Source organism: Stenotrophomonas sp. 112478_Sma, assembly GCF_056479905.1.
Genome location: NZ_CM151072.1, coordinates 4,047,665 through 4,064,960 on the forward strand (window position 1 = coordinate 4,047,665; position 17,296 = coordinate 4,064,960).

10 protein-coding genes and 1 tRNA gene are annotated in these 17,296 nt (G+C 64.7%); 8 read left to right on the forward strand and 3 right to left on the reverse strand.

Features of this window, described 5'->3' with window-relative positions; all coding sequences use genetic code 11:
• Positions 1-14 precede the first annotated feature (14 nt).
• The 3 genes from ACZK08_RS18440 to ACZK08_RS18450 all read left to right on the forward strand — a co-directional run bounded on the left by ACZK08_RS18440 (position 15) and on the right by ACZK08_RS18450 (position 3,461).
• Complete coding sequence (locus ACZK08_RS18440) at positions 15-1,859, forward strand: acyltransferase family protein (protein WP_065181476.1); 1,845 nt, start codon at positions 15-17, stop codon at positions 1,857-1,859.
• Positions 1,860-1,948: 89 nt separating this feature from the next.
• Positions 1,949-2,974, forward strand: a complete 1,026-nt coding sequence (locus ACZK08_RS18445; protein ID WP_478053512.1) for an acyltransferase family protein — start codon at positions 1,949-1,951, stop codon at positions 2,972-2,974.
• A 410-nt stretch (positions 2,975-3,384) separates the two neighbouring features.
• Positions 3,385-3,461, forward strand: a tRNA-Arg gene (locus tag ACZK08_RS18450).
• Positions 3,462-3,648: 187 nt separating this feature from the next.
• Here the strand turns inward: ACZK08_RS18450 and ACZK08_RS18455 are convergent.
• The 3 genes from ACZK08_RS18455 to ACZK08_RS18465 form a co-directional block, all read right to left on the reverse strand.
• Positions 3,649-5,004 carry a Gfo/Idh/MocA family protein gene (locus tag ACZK08_RS18455; protein ID WP_065181620.1) on the reverse strand — a complete coding sequence of 452 codons (1,356 nt, stop codon included), beginning with the start codon at positions 5,002-5,004 and terminating at the stop codon, positions 3,649-3,651.
• A gap of 65 nt (positions 5,005-5,069) precedes the next feature.
• Entirely contained in the window at positions 5,070-8,045 is a 2,976-nt protein-coding gene (locus ACZK08_RS18460; protein ID WP_065181474.1) for a TonB-dependent receptor domain-containing protein, read from the reverse strand.
• Positions 8,046-8,164: 119 nt separating this feature from the next.
• On the reverse strand, positions 8,165-11,518 hold the full coding sequence (locus tag ACZK08_RS18465) for a TIM-barrel domain-containing protein (RefSeq protein WP_065181473.1): 3,354 nt from the start codon (positions 11,516-11,518) through the stop codon (positions 8,165-8,167).
• 322 nt (positions 11,519-11,840) lie between these two features.
• On the opposite strand from ACZK08_RS18465, the gene ACZK08_RS18470 reads away from it, so the two are divergent.
• Genes ACZK08_RS18470 through ACZK08_RS18490 form a run of 5 tightly spaced genes read left to right on the forward strand, consistent with a single transcriptional unit; the run spans position 11,841 to position 17,213 of the window.
• A complete protein-coding gene (locus ACZK08_RS18470) occupies positions 11,841-13,007 on the forward strand; it encodes an SIS domain-containing protein (RefSeq protein WP_065174327.1) in 1,167 nt (388 codons plus the stop codon).
• Positions 13,000-13,938: an ROK family protein gene (locus ACZK08_RS18475; protein WP_065181472.1), complete on the forward strand. Its 939-nt coding sequence runs from the start codon at positions 13,000-13,002 to the stop codon at positions 13,936-13,938. Before ACZK08_RS18470 ends, ACZK08_RS18475 begins: the two co-directional genes overlap by 8 nt.
• 17 nt (positions 13,939-13,955) lie before the next feature.
• Positions 13,956-15,290, forward strand: coding sequence for a D-tagatose-bisphosphate aldolase, class II, non-catalytic subunit (locus tag ACZK08_RS18480; RefSeq protein ID WP_065181619.1), 1,335 nt, complete (start codon positions 13,956-13,958; stop codon positions 15,288-15,290).
• A gap of 34 nt (positions 15,291-15,324) precedes the next feature.
• Positions 15,325-16,101, forward strand: a complete 777-nt coding sequence (locus ACZK08_RS18485) for a DeoR family transcriptional regulator (protein WP_053518011.1) — start codon at positions 15,325-15,327, stop codon at positions 16,099-16,101.
• The gene (locus ACZK08_RS18490) at positions 16,098-17,213 is read left to right on the forward strand and encodes an N-acetylglucosamine-6-phosphate deacetylase (protein WP_065181471.1); all 1,116 of its coding nucleotides are present in this window, start codon (positions 16,098-16,100) and stop codon (positions 17,211-17,213) included. The genes ACZK08_RS18485 and ACZK08_RS18490 overlap by 4 nt, the downstream gene beginning before the upstream one ends.
• Positions 17,214-17,296: the final 83 nt, after the last annotated feature.

Here is a 17,296-nt window from a genome sequence, read left to right on the forward strand (position 1 = left end):
ACCAGGGAAATCAGATGCAAAAGTACCGCGCAGATATCGATGGCCTAAGATCGATCGCTATCCTGCCCGTGCTCCTTTATCACACAGGCATACCGCTCATCACCGGCGGGTACGTCGGTGTGGATATTTTTTTCGTGATCAGCGGCTTCCTGATTACAGGAATCCTGCTGAGAGATTTTGATAACAACACCTACAGTGTTCTATCGTTCTACGAACGGCGCATCAGAAGAATATTTCCTGCTCTTGCAGTCGTGGTGTTCTTCACGATCATCTGCGCACCTTTCATCCTGCTTCCCAGCGAGTTCGAGCCGTTCGGACGCGACGTCGCGTCTTCCCTGCTATTTGTCGCAAACATCAATTTCTGGCTGCAGTCGGGATACTTCTCCCCTGTCTCCGAGGCCAAGCCGCTCCTGCACATGTGGTCGCTGGGTGTCGAGGAGCAATTTTATCTGATCGCGCCCCTCGCACTCTTTGTGACCGTCAAGTATGCGCGTCGATATCGACTGGCGATAACGCTGATAGCGATCGGTCTTTCACTGGGCGCCTGCATCTATCTCACACCGCGATCGCCCTCGGCAGCCTTCTATCTCCTGCCTACGCGCGCGTGGGAGCTTCTGGTGGGTTCGGCACTGGCCATCTACATCTCGACCCGAGACAATCCTGCTCCAACGCGGGCTTCTGGATTGATCGGCGCCATAGGACTGGCGCTGACCATGGTTCCAGTGTTTGTCTATGACAAGTCGACTCCCTTCCCCGGCTATGCGGCCATCGCGCCAACCGCAGGCGCGGCCATGCTGATCTATGCTGGGCCCAGCAGCTTCGCTGGACGATTGCTCAGCACAAGGCCGCTGGTCTTTATTGGCCACATTTCCTACTCCCTGTACCTCTGGCATTGGCCAGTAATCACCCTGTTTAGGAACGTGGGCTGGCTCGAAAGCAGCTTGGGCAAGGCAATCGTCATCCTTCTGTCGTCCCTGCTTGCATGGCTCACGTGGCGGTTTGTTGAATCGCCCACCCGCGATCGCACGAAGATCGGCAGCAGAACGCTTTTCGTAGGCGCAGCTTCCTCGACCGCGATCTTGTTGTTCGTCTCGGCAATCTATTCCTCTCTCGGAGGATGGCCGGGCCGGCTACCTGCCTCGACGGTCGCGTTTGACGCCGCCAGGAACGACTACAGTCCAGACCGGGCTCGGTGCCATTTCGACGGAGGCCTCCCTGACTATTCTTCAGCCTGCGTGCTTGGTCCCAAGAACGGCCTCAAGGTGGCAGTGTGGGGAGATAGCCATGGTGTAGAGATGGCGAAAGCTATCAGTGAGCAGGGCTTTTCCGTCAGGCAGCTCACCTATTCATCCTGCCCGCCCAGCTCCAACGGCGTGGGTACGAGTAACCGCCCTCAGTGCAGTGACTGGAACAAGCAAGTTGCCAAAAGCCTCGCCGATGACAAGTCAACCGGCGTCGTAATTCTATCGGCATACTTCGAATCACCGGTGTCACGCTCGGCGACCAGGCAGAACGAGCTTGCCAGAACGGCGTCGTTCCTCAGGAGTGTCGGAAAGCATGTCATTGTAATTGGACCGTTTCCGATGATCAGCCAGCGCACTGACTTGCCAACTTATCTTGCACGCGGCGGGAGCGCCGAACACGTCATCCAACTCGAAGGGATGAAAGAACTTGAGAGCACGCTGTCGAAGTCGGCAACATTGTATTCCCCTCAAAGGCTCTTTTGCCAACGCGATATATGCAACTTCGCGCCCGGCGGTAACGCCATACTTTTTGACTCGCATCATCCCAGCATGTCGGCTGCACGTCTTGCAGCGGCGCAGATAGCGCCATTGATTCATGACGTCATCGGGGAATGATAGCGTTGCAGCCCTTTTGTCCGTTATTGAATTGCAACCACATGACTGACCAACTGGCGACGTCCCGCAGTTCCTTTGAAGGATGATTCATGAGATCAGCATATTGGGATAACTGGAAAGGGCTCGCCATTGCCGCAGTCGTTACGATTCATGCGTGCAGCGGATTCCCAGGCGGCACTGCAGGATCCGGCGCCGCCACCCAGGAAATGTGGATCAGACAGCTGACCAACTTCGCAGTCCCATTTTTTTTTGCAGCCGCAGGTTTCTTTGCTCCGAAGGGGCAGATTACCTGCATCAGAGAATTCTATTCTTCCCGATTGCTGCGAATACTGCCGCCGTATCTGGTCTGGACCACGATCTATCTGGGCGTTGGAGCGTTCCGTGAAGGGATAGATCCAATCACGATGCTCAAAGGCTATGTATTCGGAACGGGAATAGGAATCGGCTACTTCGTAATAGTCCTGTGCCAGTTCACTCTTCTAACTCCTTTGCTGCTGAGTCTAAAGAGTCTCACAACGCACTGGATCGTGATTATTTCCATTTCTCTTATGGGAATCGCATACACATATTATTTTCAGACCATCGAACCCAATACCAGGCTATCGGGCTTTCCCGCTCATGCTCTGCCCTTCTTTGTCTGGTACCCCTTCTACCATCTCGGACTGGTAGCCGGGTGGCGACGCGATGCTTCACGGATTCCGCTCCGCATCATCATTGGCGCTGTGCTTCTTGCCTTCGCCGCTGGACTGCTGGAGAGTAAATACTGGCTTGCGACAATTGGCGGATCTTTCCCATTCTCGCAGCTCAAGGTCTCGAATTTCCTGTATTCAGGAGCACTATTCGCATTGGCCATCCGCCTCGCCGATGCGCAGACGCTCCTGCACAAGGGCGGCGTGCTCACCTGGCTTGGACGCAACTCGTACGCCATTTACTTGATCCATATGTTGTTCCTGCCCTCGATTCTTTCGCTATTGAAGGATTCCTGGCCATGGTCAACAAGCGGTTTGGCGCTCGTACTATCCGGTGCAGTGTTGTGCCTGGCCGTTACGAGTCTCACTGTGTTCCTGCTGAGGAAGCGCCTTCCAGAATCCCCTGCCCGCTATATTCTCGGCTAGGTGCCTGCTGCGCCAACTGCCTGGAGTTGCAGATGGCGAGGCCATCTGACATGGCCAAGCTGGGGGCATCTCGACCGGGTAAGTGCTCCATACCGGGCAGGGGTTCGACTGCGAGCCGCATTGCGAGCACTCAGGAACCGGCCAGAGCGCGTATGGCGATGCCCCTGTCGCATGGACCCGGCAACCTTGAGCGTGAGTCCCATCATCTCATCAGGCGATTCTCGACTGATCCAGCGGGCTTCATTGTCGGCCTCCCTGCGGATGGGCGAGCGGCCGGGCGCTTCGGCCATCGGTTCCACATTGCCCGTTCTTCTGTGCTCGAAATCCAGCAGCGCAATCAGGGGCAGATTTTTATCGTGGACTCCGCTAGAATTCCGCCCTACCACCGGACAACCGGTGGGTTCTACAACGCGCCCGTAGCTCAGCCGGATAGAGTAGTGGCTTCCGAAGCCATTGGTCGGGGGTTCGAATCCCTCCGGGCGCGCCATCTTTCCCTGCTCAGGCCATCGATTGTTGGCCCACCGGCACGGCCCCAGAATCAGCAGGCCGCTGATCTTCCACGCTAAGAACTGGAAGCCGGCAGCCGCCGAGCGCAGGCCCAGCGCCACAGGGGCGAGCACACCGGTCCACACAGCAACGCCGGGCATGGCCCGGCGCTACCGTGGGTGTACGGATCAGTACGTGCCGTCGAAGGCGAAGATCGGCTTGCGCTGCTTCCACGCGCCAGCGGTGAAGTCAGGGAACTCCAGCGTCTGGAAGCCATTGGCAATGGACTGCTCGGACAACGGGGTGATCGCGCTCCAGGTCACCGCATCGTAGATGTCGATCGGCATCGGCGCCTTGGCCTTCAGTGCCTCGACGAACGCATGGATGACGAACCAGTCCATGCCGCCGTGACCGGCGCTGGCCGCGGTGTCGGCATGCTGCTTCCACAGCGGGTGCTCGTACTGATCCTGGTAGGTCTTGAACTCTTCCCACTGGTGCGGCGGGCTGCGGCCTTCAATGTGGATCGAGTGGTTGACGTCCATCCACAGACCCTTGGTGCCCTGCACGCGGAAGCCCATCGAATACGGTCGAGGCAGCGAGGTGTCGTGCTGCAGCAGGATGGTCTCACCGTTCTCGCAGGCAAGCGTGGTGGTCACGATGTCACCCAGCTTGAACTTCACTTGGGTGCTGGGGTGGCTGGTGCCACCGCTTTTGGCCACGGTGTACTCGTGCAGGCCGCGTGCCTTGGTCGCGAAAGCGTTGATATGGGTAAAGCGGTTGCCGCGGTTGATGCCGGTGTACATCGCGCACGGGCCGATGCTGTGGCTGGGGTAGAGCTCGCCGTTGCGCTCCACCGAATGCTCGGTGCGCCAACGCGCCTCGCTCCAGCCCTTGGGACCGAATTCCACGCCGCTGTCGTAAGGCTGGCTGGGATCACCGGAGTTGAACTTCACCCCGCGCAGGTCGTGCTGGTAGCCGGCCTGCAGATGCACCAGCTCGCCGAACAGGCCCTGTCGCACCATCTGCAGGGCGGCCATCACATCGCGGCGGTAGCAGACGTTCTCCAGCAGCATGTACGGCGTGCCGGTCGCGAGCTGGGTCTTCAGCACATCCCAGTGGTCCTGCAGGGTGATGCCGGCCACCACCTCGCAGCCTACGGCCACCCCCGCCTGCATGGCGGCGATCGCCATCGGCGCGTGGTATTCCCACGGCGTAGCGATGATCACGCCATCGATGCCCTTCTGTTCCAGAAGGCGCTTCCAGGCGTTGCTGTCGCGATCCTGGCCATAGGTTTTCGGCGCAGGCTTGCCCGCCTTGGTCACCATGTCCACGGCACGACCCAGCATGATCGGCTCGATGTCGCACAGTGCAATGACCTCGACATCGTCGCGGCGCACCAGCTCCTTCAACAGCACCTGGCCGCGCATGCCGGTACCGATCATGGCCAGGCGGAGCGTGCGCCCGCGCGCCCAGGCCGGGGTCTGTGGCAACAGGCTGCTGGCGGCGACGGCGGCACTGGCCGCGATGAACTCCCTGCGTTTCATGGCAAACATCTCTCCTCTTGGAAGCGCGCCGGCCGCAACCGGCGCGCTGGATCACTCGAACCTGCTTACTTGAATCGATAACCGATGGTCACACTGTAACCACGGCCGAAGATCGTCGCGTAGTCACTGGAGTCACCCAGGAAGCTGTTCGGATCGTAGAACGGCAGCCGATCGAACAGGTTCTTGACGGTGAAGCTCAGGTTCCAGGCGTCATCGGGGCGCCAGGTGACGCTCAGGTTGGCGGTCCACCAGGACGGCGCGCCGTCGCACTTGCTGGCCTGCAGCGCCAGGTAGCCGGCGGTGCAGGTCTCCTTGTTGTTATCCACTTCATCCACGCGGTCACGGGCCCACTTGGTACCGCCCACATAGTTGACGAACATGCTGGTGGTCACCTGCTTGTAGGTCCAGTCGGCGTTGAGCGTGGCGCGCAGGCGCGGGTTGTTGTAGTAGCCCACCACGTCGCCGTAGTACCAGCCGCTTTCCTCATCCATGTAGTAGCGGTTGCGATTGGCGATGGTGGCGGCCAGGCCCACGTTCAGCCCGCCCCACTCGCCCAGCGAGAAGCGGCTGCGTGCGTCCACGTCGAAGCCGTCGACCAGGGTCTTGCCGCGGTTCTTGTACTGGCCGACCACGCTGGCCACGTTGCCCACGCTGTAGCCGGGCAGGACCGAGGGGCAGCTCACACCGCTGGCCGGGTCGGCGCACATCGCCGCCAGCTGGGCCAGGTTTGCGCGATCGGCATCAGTGATCGGCGAACGGGTGGAGGAGATGATGTCGGTATCACGGCTGAAATCCGGGGCGACGATCTCGTTGTTGCGGTAGATGAACCAGTAGTCGGCCGACACCGACAGCCAGCTGGCCGGCTCGTAGACGAAGCCCAGGGTGGCGATCTTGGCCTTCTCCGGCTTCAGGTCCTGGTTGGGCTGGGTCATGCGGGCCACGGTGCGGCTGCAATCGACGTTGGCCAGGCTCTTGCCCAGGTCCACGTCACCGGCGCGCTGCGACTGCCGCAACAGGTCGGCGATCGCGTTGGTCTCGGCGCAGCGCACCTCATCGCGGTAGCCACCGAGCTGGGCGAACACGCCACCGCTGCCGGACTCGGCCAGGCTCGGCGCACGGAAGCCGGTCGAATAGGTGCCGCGCAGCATCAGTTGATCGAATGCCTGGTACTTGAAGCCGATCTTGGGTGCGACGTTGGCGCTGAAGTTCGGGTATTTGTCCACGCGGACCGCGGCATCCAGTTCCAGCTTGTCGGTGATCGGCGCCACCGTTTCGGCGAACAGTGCATAGGTGTTGCGTGCGCCGTCGAACCACGAGCCGCCCTGCTGGGTGATCAGGCCGGCGGCTGCGTCGGCATTGCCCGGCGTGTAGAAGGTTTCGCGGCTGGCATTGAAGCCGAACGCGGCGCGCATCTCACCGGCCGGCAGCTGGAACAGCGGGCCTTCGATCTTGCCGTCCAGGGTGTGCAGGCGCGTCCAGGACTGGATGTCGAAGGTCGGGAACGCCTCGCGGATCAGCGCTGCGTTGGCTTCGCTGATCTCACCGAACTTGTATGCCGGATGATCGGAAATGATCACCCGCCCAGTACCCGGATCCACCGAGTAGGGGCCGAAGGCCTTCTCGAAGCCCTTCAGGTTGACGTTGATGGTCTGGTAGGTGGTGGAGTGCGTGCCGGCGGTGGCAAAAGCAGTTTCCCAGTTCCAGTCACCCATGTTGCCACGTGCACCGGTCAGCACGCGGTAGCTCTTGTCGGTGTTGCGCTGGCCGAAGTAGTTGGCGCCGGCATCCTGCAGCAGGTACTGCAGGCCGACTACGCCGCCCATCATCGCCTTCAGTTCAGGGCTGGCGTGGTTGTACTCGTTGTTCGGCCCCAGGTAGGGATACAGGAACTGGTTGACCGTAGTGCCGGTATCGCGGGAGAACCAGCTGGTCGGGTTACCGGTGGTGGTGCCATAGCTGCGGGGTGTACCGCCATTGGCACGCAGATCGATGTCGGTGTAGGTCGCCTCGGCGAAGATTTCGGTCGAGTCGCCCACCAGGAAGGTGCCATTGAGGTAGGCGGTGTTGCGCTCGGACTTGGCGCCGGCGTCGATCTCGTTGTTCATCCAGGTCTCCCAGACACAACGCGGACCGGCGGCCTCGCCCTGCAGCACGTTCTTGCACCCGGGTGCGGCCTCCTGCACGCGGCGGCCGGTGACCGGATCGAAGGCGAAGTAACTGCCCGGGTTGAACTCACCCGGCTTGCTGCCCACGCCCAGGCGCAGGTTCGTCAGGTAATTGGGATTGTTGACGTAGTACTGCTCAGGACGCTTGTCGTAGAAATCACGCAGCGGGATCGCATCACGGCGGTACATGTTGACCGCACCGTAGATGTTGAAGCGGTTCTCGGCCAGGTCGCCGAAGCCGGCGGTGATGCTGGCCTGGCGCTCACCGTAGGAGTCGATGCGCGATGACGTATCGTTGGTGAAGTTGATCTCCGCGCCCTGGAAGTTGCGTTTGGTGATCACGTTGATCACACCGGCCACGGCGTCGGTGCCGTACACCGCCGAAGCACCATCGGTGAGCACTTCCATGCGTTCGATGGCGGCAGCCGGGATCGCATCGATGTTGACGAACTGGGTCTGGAAGCCGGCGGGCGCGCCGTAGTACGACAGGCGACGACCGTTCAGCAGCACCAGCGTGCCCTGTGCGCCCAACCCACGCAGATTGGCCTGCGAGGCACCGTCGGAGCCGGTGAACAGCGAGCGCGAATCCTGCTGCGCCGGGCGGGCAGCCGGCAGGTTGTCGAGCACCTGCAGCAGCGTACGCGCACCCATGTTCTGGATGTCCTGCTTGCTGATGACCTGGACCGGCGAAGCGGTTTCCACATCGGTACGGCGGATGTTGGAGCCGGTGACCTCGATGCGGGCCAGGTCGGTGGCGTTGTCCTTGCTGTCCTGCGCAGCGGCAGGCAGGGCGACCGACAGCAGCGCGCCGGCAATGGCCAGCGTCAGCGGAGCGATCGTGCGACAGGGGGGGCGGCGGTAGCGTGCGGGCAACATCGGGGTTCTCTCCTGGCAGGGGTGCGGCGCGAATGTGGATCAGCGGGCAAAACGCTCCCGGGCCACGGCCAGCAGGCCGCAGTCGGTATGGGCGGGGGAGGAGCGGTGTTACGAAGGGGTCATGGGGCGACGATGCTGGCGGAGTCGCCCTCCTGGCCGATCAGCACGGCGTTGGCCCAGTTGGCACAGACCTGGGCGGGTTGACTGCCCTGCGCACCCAGCGTGCGCAGGCTCAGGGTGGTAAGGCCACGGATGTCCAGCTCCGGCTTGACCACGCCGGGCGCCTTCACCAGGCCGCTGTCGTAGAGCAGGCGGTTGTCGCCCCAGACCTGGAACTGCAGGCCGCCTGCGCTGCGGCAGGCATCATCAATGCCCAGATCCGCACGCAGCAGGCGCCAGCCGCCCTGCAGACGCAGGTCGATGCGGCTGTTCGCGCCCACTCCCAGGCCGCGGCGGAACTGCAGGCCGTTCATGCGCATGCCGGCCTCGCCACGGAACGCCTGGTCGGCGCGCATCTGGCTGGCCAGCGCGGCCGGCACCGGCAGCTCGGAGAGATAGCGCTGCCGGGCCGGTCGCTCCGGTTCCTGGTGCTCGAGGATGTGGAAGGTGGACAGCGCGATCGGGCCGACATCGCGTGGCTGCAACGCGTCGAACGCGCGGGCGCTGCCCTGTGCCGCAGTGACCATCGGGTCGGTGCTGCTGGCGCCGTCGCCTTCGGGGTTCTGCACGCTCAGCACCCGGAAACGCAGCAGGCGACCGGCGTGTGCGGGGAAGTCGATGCGCTGCATTCCTTCCTTCAACTGCAGCCGGCCCCGGGCGATCGGCTCGCCCCATTCGCCATTGCTGTCGCCCAGGTACACCTCGTAGTCGCGAACCTGGCCATGCTTCCAGTTCTTGTCGTTGCGTGGCGCCAGCTCGATGCCGTCGATCATCCGGCGCTCACCGAAGCCGACCACCCATTCGTGGGCGCCGGTGCGCACGGCCTGGTTGCGCACGCTGCGGAACCAGGTGGACGGGTCATCGTCGAACGCGTTCTCCAGCGGATGGCCGGGCTCTTCCGCCGGGCGGTTGACCACCAGCAGGCTGTCGGCCGGCAGCTCGCGGCCGAGCACCGGCGCGGCCGGATAAGCATCGTCCGCAGCGGCCGCGGTCACGGCGAAGTCCAGCTGCACCTGCAGTGGCTGGCGGATATCCTGCGTGGCGGTACGCACATGGACGGTGCCGCCACGCTCACGGGCATCGAAATACCAGCCTTCGTCGGCACCGTTGAAGGCTGCCGCGTCGGCCAGCGCGGGCAGCACACGGGCGCCGGCCTGCACTGCGCGCGGGGCCTGCCGGCTCAACACGCGCAGGCCGTAGCGACGCTGCGCCAGCTGGCCCTGGTAGGTACCCTGCACGGCCGCGATCTGCACCTGGACCGGGCCACTGCCCTGTGCCGGCGCCTGCACGCGGATCTGCTGCGTGCTCGATTCGCCCTGCTGGTAGCGGCGGGTGTTGCCGTCGTCTTCGTACAGCGTGTACTGCGATTCGCCCTGCGGATAGAGATCGAAGGTGACCTCGTCCAGCGGCTTCTCGCCATCGAACAGCATCGACGGATACATCGGCAGGATGGCCCCGGCGCGCACGAACACCGGCAGCGTGGCAAGGTCGACCTGGCGGTCGAGCTGACGGCCCTCGGCGCCGGCCTGCACGCGGCGGCCATCCCAGTAGTCGATCCATCCACCGGCCGGCAGATGGATGTCGCGCCGCCAGCCGCGGCTGGCCGCCTGGCTGCGGTAGACCGGTGCGATCAGCAGATCGCGGCCCAGCAGGAACTGATACTTGTAGGTTTCGTCCTGCGCGTGCGGATCGCGGGGGTAATCCCACATCAAGCCACGCACCGGCGGCGCGCCGGTCTGCGCGGCGTCGTGCACCAGCCCGTACATGTACGGCGTCAGCCGCATCTTCAGTTTCAGATAATCGCGGTTGATGCTGCGGTAGGGTTCGTCGTACCACCACGGGTGCTTGCGCGCGTTCGACGACCAGCCACTCATGCCCATCAGTACCGGAGTGAAGGCCTTCCACTGCAGGTCGCGGGTGTAGGTCTCGGCGCTGCCGCCGAAAATCGCATCGACATCGCCACTGGCATAGGCCATGCCGGACAATCCCGAGCCGACCAGGGTCGGCACGTGCCAGCGGATGTAATCCCAACTGCTGCTCTGGTCACCGGTCCAGGCAACCGCGTAGCGCTGGATGCCGGCCCAGCCCATCACCGTCCACAGGAAGGGACGCGAATCGGAATTGTCGACGATGCCATTGAACGCCTGGCGGTTGGCGTCCATCGCGAACTGATAGCCCTTGCCGGTCCAGGCCACATCCAGCTTCTGTACACGGCTGCCGGCCTTGCCGACTTCCCAGGCGATCTTGTCGACACCGTTCTCCGTCCACAGGCCGGTGCGGAAGCCGTATCCGGCCAGACCCTTCACCGTCTCGGGCAACTGCTTGTAGCCGCAGCCATAGCCGTCGTTGGGCAGGATCCAGCCACCGGGCATGTCGTGTGCCCGGTACTGCTTGGCCACGCTGTCGACCACGTCAGGCGTGGTGCCGGTCGGGCCATCGCTCCAGCCCTCGGGCACGGTGCCCGGCTTCTTCGCGTTGTCGCCGTCGTTGTAGCAATCGGCATCGCCATAGGACAGCGCCCAGCGCGCGACCATGTTGGGGCGGCCGGTCAGCTGCGTGTAGCGCTCGATCAATGCCGGCAGATCGGCACCGACGAAGTAGTAGGCGTCGAAACGATCTTCGCGATGCAGCAGGGTGGACTGATCGGGCTGGCGCAGGTCGTAGCTGCCGTCGCTCCACGTATTGCGCAGCATGCCCCAGCCGCGGCTGCTCAGCAGCATCGGCGCCGGGCTCGGTCGATCACCCTCTTCCCAGCCACCGGAGTAGGACACCTCAAGCTCGCGTCCCTTGAACTGGTAACGGCCGTTCTGCTGGCCGCCGCCGAAGAAACCTTCGTCGGGCTGCGACGAGAGTACCTGCACGCTCTGTGCAGCATCCAGGTCCAGCGGCTGCAGCTCCTGCCACAACGCAGTGGGCTGACCATTGTCCAGACGCTCCAACCGCAGGCGCAGCGGCTGGCGCTGTACGTGCAGCACCAGTGCGCCGGTGCGCAGACGGATCTCCTGCGCATCTTCTTCCAGCTGTGCCTGCACGTCGGCACTGGGCTGGGGCAGCACGATCGGCGCGGCCTTGTCGCCGGATCCGGTCAGTACCCCCTTGCGCCCCGCCTGCACACGGACAATGTCGGCAGCCGGCAGTTCGATGCGCACACGCGCGCCGGTGTCGGTCTGCAGGTCCCAGGCGGGCGTGCCCGCCTTGCTGGCGGTGACCGAGCGCAGGTTGCCGATGGGTTCGGCGTGGGCCGACATGGACGCCAGCAGCAGCACCGGCAACAGGGCCGGCATCAGCGGCGAGCGACGAATGCAGATTTCCACGCGGACTCCCAACCCGTTCACCGGGCGTTTCGAAAGCGGTTGGGCCGACTCTAGGGCAGGGATTCGAAAGATGTCAACAAATGGAAAGCAAAAAGTAAGATAAGTTCGACTGAAACGAAAGGTGATGCGGCGCAGTACTTTGTGTAATCGCTTGCACCCCCCTGTTAAGCTTGGTGCGATACGGCATTTTTCGATTCCTTTCGCTTTGGACGATTGCGGTCTACCACAAACGCCAAGCGCTCTTTATCTTTCTTTTTGCTTTCGGTATTTGACATTTCGAAAGAAAACACAGATCGTGCGATGGCCCAACTGGAACCTCCGAATGGACGTCACCCTGCTTTCCGATGTGTCCGCCTGGCAGCGCCGGGGCGGAGCCGATACCGCTACTGAAATCGCCCAGCAGCCAGCACTGTGGGACGCGCTTGCACAGGATCTGCTGCAGGCCCGCGAACGCCTGCAGGCGTTCCTGGGCGACCGCCTCGACAATCCCGATCAGCGCGTGTTGTTCACTGGCGCCGGTAGTTCCGGCTTCATCGCCGAGATGGTGGCCGATGCGATCAACGCGCAGTGGGCCGCTGACGTCCGTGTGGTGCATACCACCAGCCTGCTGACCCATCCGGCGCTGTATCTGCAACGCGACCGCCCCACCCTGCTGGTTTCGTTCGGCCGCAGTGGCTCCAGCCCGGAAAGCGTGGCAGCGGTGGACCGTGTGCGCAGCGACGTGGACGACGCACGCTTCCTCGACATCACCTGCAACGCCGATGGCGAACTGGCCCGGCGCGGTGCCGGCCGTGCCGATACCTGCACCCTGTTGATGCCGTCGGCCAGCTGCGACCGCGCCTTTGCGATGACCAGCAGCCTGACCTGCATGCTGCTGGCCGCGCTGACCGTGTTCGACCGCTCACCGTGGCAGACGCGGGTGGCGCGCCTGACGCAGCTCGCTGCGCTGGCCCGCGAAGGCCAGGCGCAGTGGGATGCACCGGTGGCCGCGCTGGCACAGCGCCCCTTCAACCGCGTCATCTACCTGGGCAGCGGTCCGCTGGAAGCGCTGGCGCGCGAGTGCGCGCTGAAGGTGCTGGAGCTGACCGCCGGCCGCGTGCTGGCGCTGGCCAACACGCCGCTCGGTTTCCGCCACGGCCCGAAATCCACGCTGGATGGCAGCACCCTGGTGATCGTGCTGCGCAGCGTGCAGCCGCTTGCACGCCGCTACGAGCAGGATCTGCTGGACGAGCTGCGCCGCGACGGCGTGGCCGGCCAGGTGCTGGCCATCGGCCCGCATTCGGACATCGGTGCCGACGATGACTACACCCTCGCCGTACCCGTCCTGGAGCCGGTTCTGGGTGATCCCTGGCTGGCGCCGGTGTGGCTGGCCTTCGGCCAGCTGTTCGCACTGCAGCGCTCGGCCGCGCTGGGGCTGACCCCGGACAATCCGTTCCCCGACGGCACGGTGAACCGCGTGGTCAAGGGTGTCACCATCCACCATGGCTGAGTTGATCGCCCATGCCTGCTACGGCGTCGATATCGGCGGCACCAAGATCGAGCTGGTGGCGTGCGATGCGGCGATGCAGGTCACCTGGCGCCGCCGGGTGGCCACTCCGCAGGGTGACTACGATGGCTTTCTGCGGTCGGTGGTGGCGCTGGTCGCCGACGCCGACGCCGCACTGGGCCGCAACGATGCGGCCATCGGCATCGCGCTGCCCGGTGTGCGTGACCGCCGCACGGGCCGCCAGCTGAGTGCCAACGTGCCGGCGCTGACCGGCCACAGTGTGGCGGCCGACCTGCAGGCACGCCTGCAGCGTCCGCTCCATTTCGGCAACGACCTGCAGTGCTTCGCCTTGTCCGAAGCGCATGGCGGCGCAGCCGACGGCTACCCCAGCATGTTCGGCGCGATCCTCGGCACCGGCGCCGGTGGCGGCTTCTGCCTGCAGGGCCGCCTGCTGTCCGGCTTCAACGGCCTGGCCGGGGAGTGGGGCCACTGGAGCGTGCCGGGCCACCTGCTGCAGCGTCACGGCCTGCCGTTGATCGACTGCGCGTGCGGCCTGCAGGGCTGCGTTGAGCGCTATGTATCCGGCAGCGGTCTGGCGATGATCGAACGCCACCTGGGCGGCGCGGCCGTCGATGCCAGTGCGGTGATCGCACTGGCCGAAGGCGGCGATGCGCGTGCACGCAGCGCGCTGGACATCCACCGCGACCTGCTCGGCCACAGCCTCGCTGCGCTGGTGCTGGCCCTGGACCCGCATGTGATCGTGCTCGGCGGCGGCCTCTCGCAGTACACCCCGCTGTACCAGCAGCTGCCGGCGGCAATCGCTGCCCATCTGTTCAACGGCGTGCAGGTGCCGCCGATCGTGCCCCCGCGCTTCGGCGATGCCGGTGGCGCGCGCGGTGCCGCGCTGCTTGCCTGCCAACCCTCGTTTTCCTGATTGTTCGGAGCATGACCATGTCCCCGTTGCAGACCCTGCTTGCCTCCCACCGCGCCGGCCACAATGTGGGCCTGTACAGCGTCTGCTGCAGCAACGAACAGGTGCTGCGCGCGGCCATGCACGTGGCATTGGCACACGACACGGTGCTGCTGGTCGAAGCCACCTCCAACCAGGTCGACCAGTTCGGCGGCTACACCGGCATGACCCCGCCGCAGTACCGCGACTATGTCGGCACGCTTGCGGATGAGGAGGGCTTTCCGCGCACGCGGCTGATCCTGGGCGGCGACCATCTCGGTCCGAACGCCTGGCAGAAGCGCCCCGCCGCCGAGGCGATGGCCCACGCGCGCGTGCTGATCGAAGCCTACGTGGCCGCCGGCTTCCACAAGATCCACCTGGACTGCAGCATGTCCTGCGCCGACGATCCGGTGCCGCTGCCTGATGCCACCGTGGCCGCGCGTTCGTCGGAGCTGGCGACGATCGCCGAGCGCACGGCTGCCCAGCTCGGTCTGCCGGCGCCGGTGTACGTGATCGGCACCGAAGTGCCCGTTCCCGGCGGCGAAGCCTCGCTGGCCGGCGGCCTGCAGGTGACCACGCCGGCAGCCGCCGCGCAGACCCTGGCCATCCACCAGCAGGCATTCGATACCCCCGAACTGCGCGATGCCTGGCAGCGCGTCATCGCGATGGTGGTGCAGCCGGGCGTGGATTTCGATCACAGCAGCGTGCACGAGTACGATCCGGTCGCCGCCAATGCGCTGGCCGACTTCCTAGAACAGCAGCCGCGCATCGTGTTCGAGGCGCACTCCACCGACTACCAGCGCGAAAGCGGACTGCATGCGCTGGTCCGCGATCATTTCGCGATCCTCAAGGTCGGCCCCGCCGCCACCTTCGCCTATCGTGAGGCGCTGTTCGCGTTGGCAGCGATCGAACAGGCGCTGCTGCCGGCTGCGCAGTGCTCGCGCCTGCCACAGGTGCTGGAGGAGGTGATGATGGCGCAGCCGAAGTACTGGCAACCCTACTACCAGGGTGACCAGGCGACACTGCGCCTGTTGCGCAGTTATTCCTTCAGTGACCGCTGCCGCTACTACTGGGGCGAGCCGGCACTGCTGCGCGCCGTGCAGACGCTGTTCTCCAACCTGGAGCAGCACACGCCACCGTTGGTGCTGCTGAGCCAGTACCTGCCGGAGCAGTACCGCGCCGTGCGTGACGGCCGCCTGGCCAACACGCCGACGGCCCTGGTGCAGCACCGCATCGGCCAGTGCCTGGGCGAGTATGCCCGCGCCTGCAGCGCCAACCAGGCAGGCAAACGCGGTCAGGAAACACGATCCGCTGCCGGCATTGCTGCGAACGGCTAATCTCTACCCCTCACAGCAGACCCGAGACTCCGCCATGCGCAACACCCGCTCCCGCCGGCAACAGATCCTGCAGCTGCTGATCGAGCACGGCTCGGTGCAGGTGGCCGATCTGGTCGAGCGCTTCGGCGTGTCCGCGGTGACGATCCGCGCCGACCTGACCCACTTCGAGTCGCAGGGCCTGGCCAACCGCACCCACGGTGGCGCCAATCTGGTGCGCACGCCTCCGCAGGAGCAGGACATCCATGAAAAGGATGCGCTGAATCTGCCCCTGAAGGAGTCCATCGGCGCCTGCGCGGCGAACCTGGTGCAGGCCGGTGACAACATCATCATCGACTCCGGTTCGACCACCATGACGCTGGCCCGCCATCTGCGTGGCCGCCGCGATGTGACGGTGATGACCAATGGCCTGAACATCGCGTGGGAACTGGCCAATGCTGCCGGCATCAATGTGCTGCTGACGGGCGGGCTGCTGCGTCAGCAGTCGCTGTCGCTGCAGGGCAGCCAGGCCGAGGCCAGCCTCAATTCCTACAGCTTCGACACCCTGTTCCTGGGCGTGGACGGATTGGACCTGCAGTTCGGCCTGACCACCCACGATGAGGCGGAAGCGCGCCTCAACCACCGCATGGTCGAGCGCGCGCGGCGCATCGTCGTGCTGACCGACGCCTCCAAGTTCGGCCGTGTCAGCCTGCATCGCATCGCCCGCCTGGATCAGATCCATACCGTCATCACCGACGCCGGCATCGACGACGCAACCCGCGAGGGCCTGCAGCGGCTGGGCATCGAAGTGATCATCGCCGAGCCGCCCGCATGACCGACACCCGTTCCCTGCATGGCCGCATCCTCACCCCGCTGGGGTGGCGACGTGGGCATGTCCACTTCGACTCGCATGTGCGCCAGCTGCAGGTGGACGACCACAGCGGCGGTGATGACCCGCAGCTGCAGGTGATCCTTCCCGGTTTCATCGATCTGCATGTGCACGGCGCTGCCGGTGTAGACCTGATGCAGGGCGGCGATGTGGCCCGCACCATCGCCCGCACCCACCTGCGCTTTGGTACCACCACCCTGCTGGCGACCACCATGACCGCCGGCCTGGACGAGATCGAGTACGCCCTGCAGGGCGTGGCCGCCACCATGGCAGCACCGGACGACGAGGCCGCATGCATCGCCGGCGTGCATCTGGAAGGGCCGTTCATCAGCCCTCAGCGCCTGGGCGCACAGCCCAACCGTACGATCGAGGCGACGCTGGCACTGGTGCAGCAGCTGCATGCGCTGGCACCGATCCGGGTGATGACGCTGGCGCCGGAGATCGGCGAACACACGGCGCTGATTCCTGCGCTTTCGGCGATGGGCATCCGTGTGCAGCTCGGCCACAGCGCGGGTACTTACGAAGAAGGTGTAGCCGCTCTGCAGGCGGGTGCATCCGGCTTCACCCATCTGTTCAACGGCATGACCGGCGTCGATCACTATCGCCCGGGCATCGCGGCGGCGGCGCTCGCCCATGCACGTTACGCCGAGATCATTCCCGACCTGCAGCACATCCATCCCGGCGTGATCCGCCTGGCCGCGCGCGCGATTCCGCGCCTGTACGCGGTGACCGACGCTACGGCCGCCACCGGCATGCCGGATGGCGAGTACGCGCTGGGCGAACAGCGCGTGCACAAGTGTGGCGGTTGCGTGCGGCTGGCGACCGGTTCGCTGGCCGGCAGCGCGCTGACCATGGACCAGGCACTTCGCAACCTGGTGCGTGTGGGGCTGGATCTGGCCGACGCCTCGCAGCGCGTTTCCACGTTCCCGGCCGACTACCTGGGCCTGGGCGATCGCGGTCGCATCGCGCCCGACGCCCGCGCCGATCTGGTGGTGCTGGACGCTGGACTGCGCCTGCAGCAGGTGGTGGTGGGTGGCCGGGTGGTCGAGCTGCACTGAGCAACATCCCTGCCGTAGAGCCACGCATGGCGCGGCGCCACAGAACGCAATCTGCGAAGAACCGCCGCCGGGCAGGGTCCGGC

Bases quoted from the DNA above. Each gene is read 5' to 3' on its own strand.
- ACZK08_RS18440 (WP_065181476.1), top strand. From the start codon at position 15: ATGCAAAAGTACCGCGCAGATATCGATGGCCTAAGATCGATCGCTATC.
- ACZK08_RS18445 (WP_478053512.1), top strand. From the start codon at position 1,949: ATGAGATCAGCATATTGGGATAACTGGAAAGGGCTCGCCATTGCCGCA.
- ACZK08_RS18455 (WP_065181620.1), bottom strand. From the start codon at position 5,004: ATGAAACGCAGGGAGTTCATCGCGGCCAGTGCCGCCGTCGCCGCCAGC.
- ACZK08_RS18460 (WP_065181474.1), bottom strand. From the start codon at position 8,045: ATGTTGCCCGCACGCTACCGCCGCCCCCCCTGTCGCACGATCGCTCCG.
- ACZK08_RS18470 (WP_065174327.1), top strand. From the start codon at position 11,841: ATGGACGTCACCCTGCTTTCCGATGTGTCCGCCTGGCAGCGCCGGGGC.
- ACZK08_RS18475 (WP_065181472.1), top strand. From the start codon at position 13,000: ATGGCTGAGTTGATCGCCCATGCCTGCTACGGCGTCGATATCGGCGGC.
- ACZK08_RS18480 (WP_065181619.1), top strand. From the start codon at position 13,956: ATGTCCCCGTTGCAGACCCTGCTTGCCTCCCACCGCGCCGGCCACAAT.
- ACZK08_RS18485 (WP_053518011.1), top strand. From the start codon at position 15,325: ATGCGCAACACCCGCTCCCGCCGGCAACAGATCCTGCAGCTGCTGATC.
- ACZK08_RS18490 (WP_065181471.1), top strand. From the start codon at position 16,098: ATGACCGACACCCGTTCCCTGCATGGCCGCATCCTCACCCCGCTGGGG.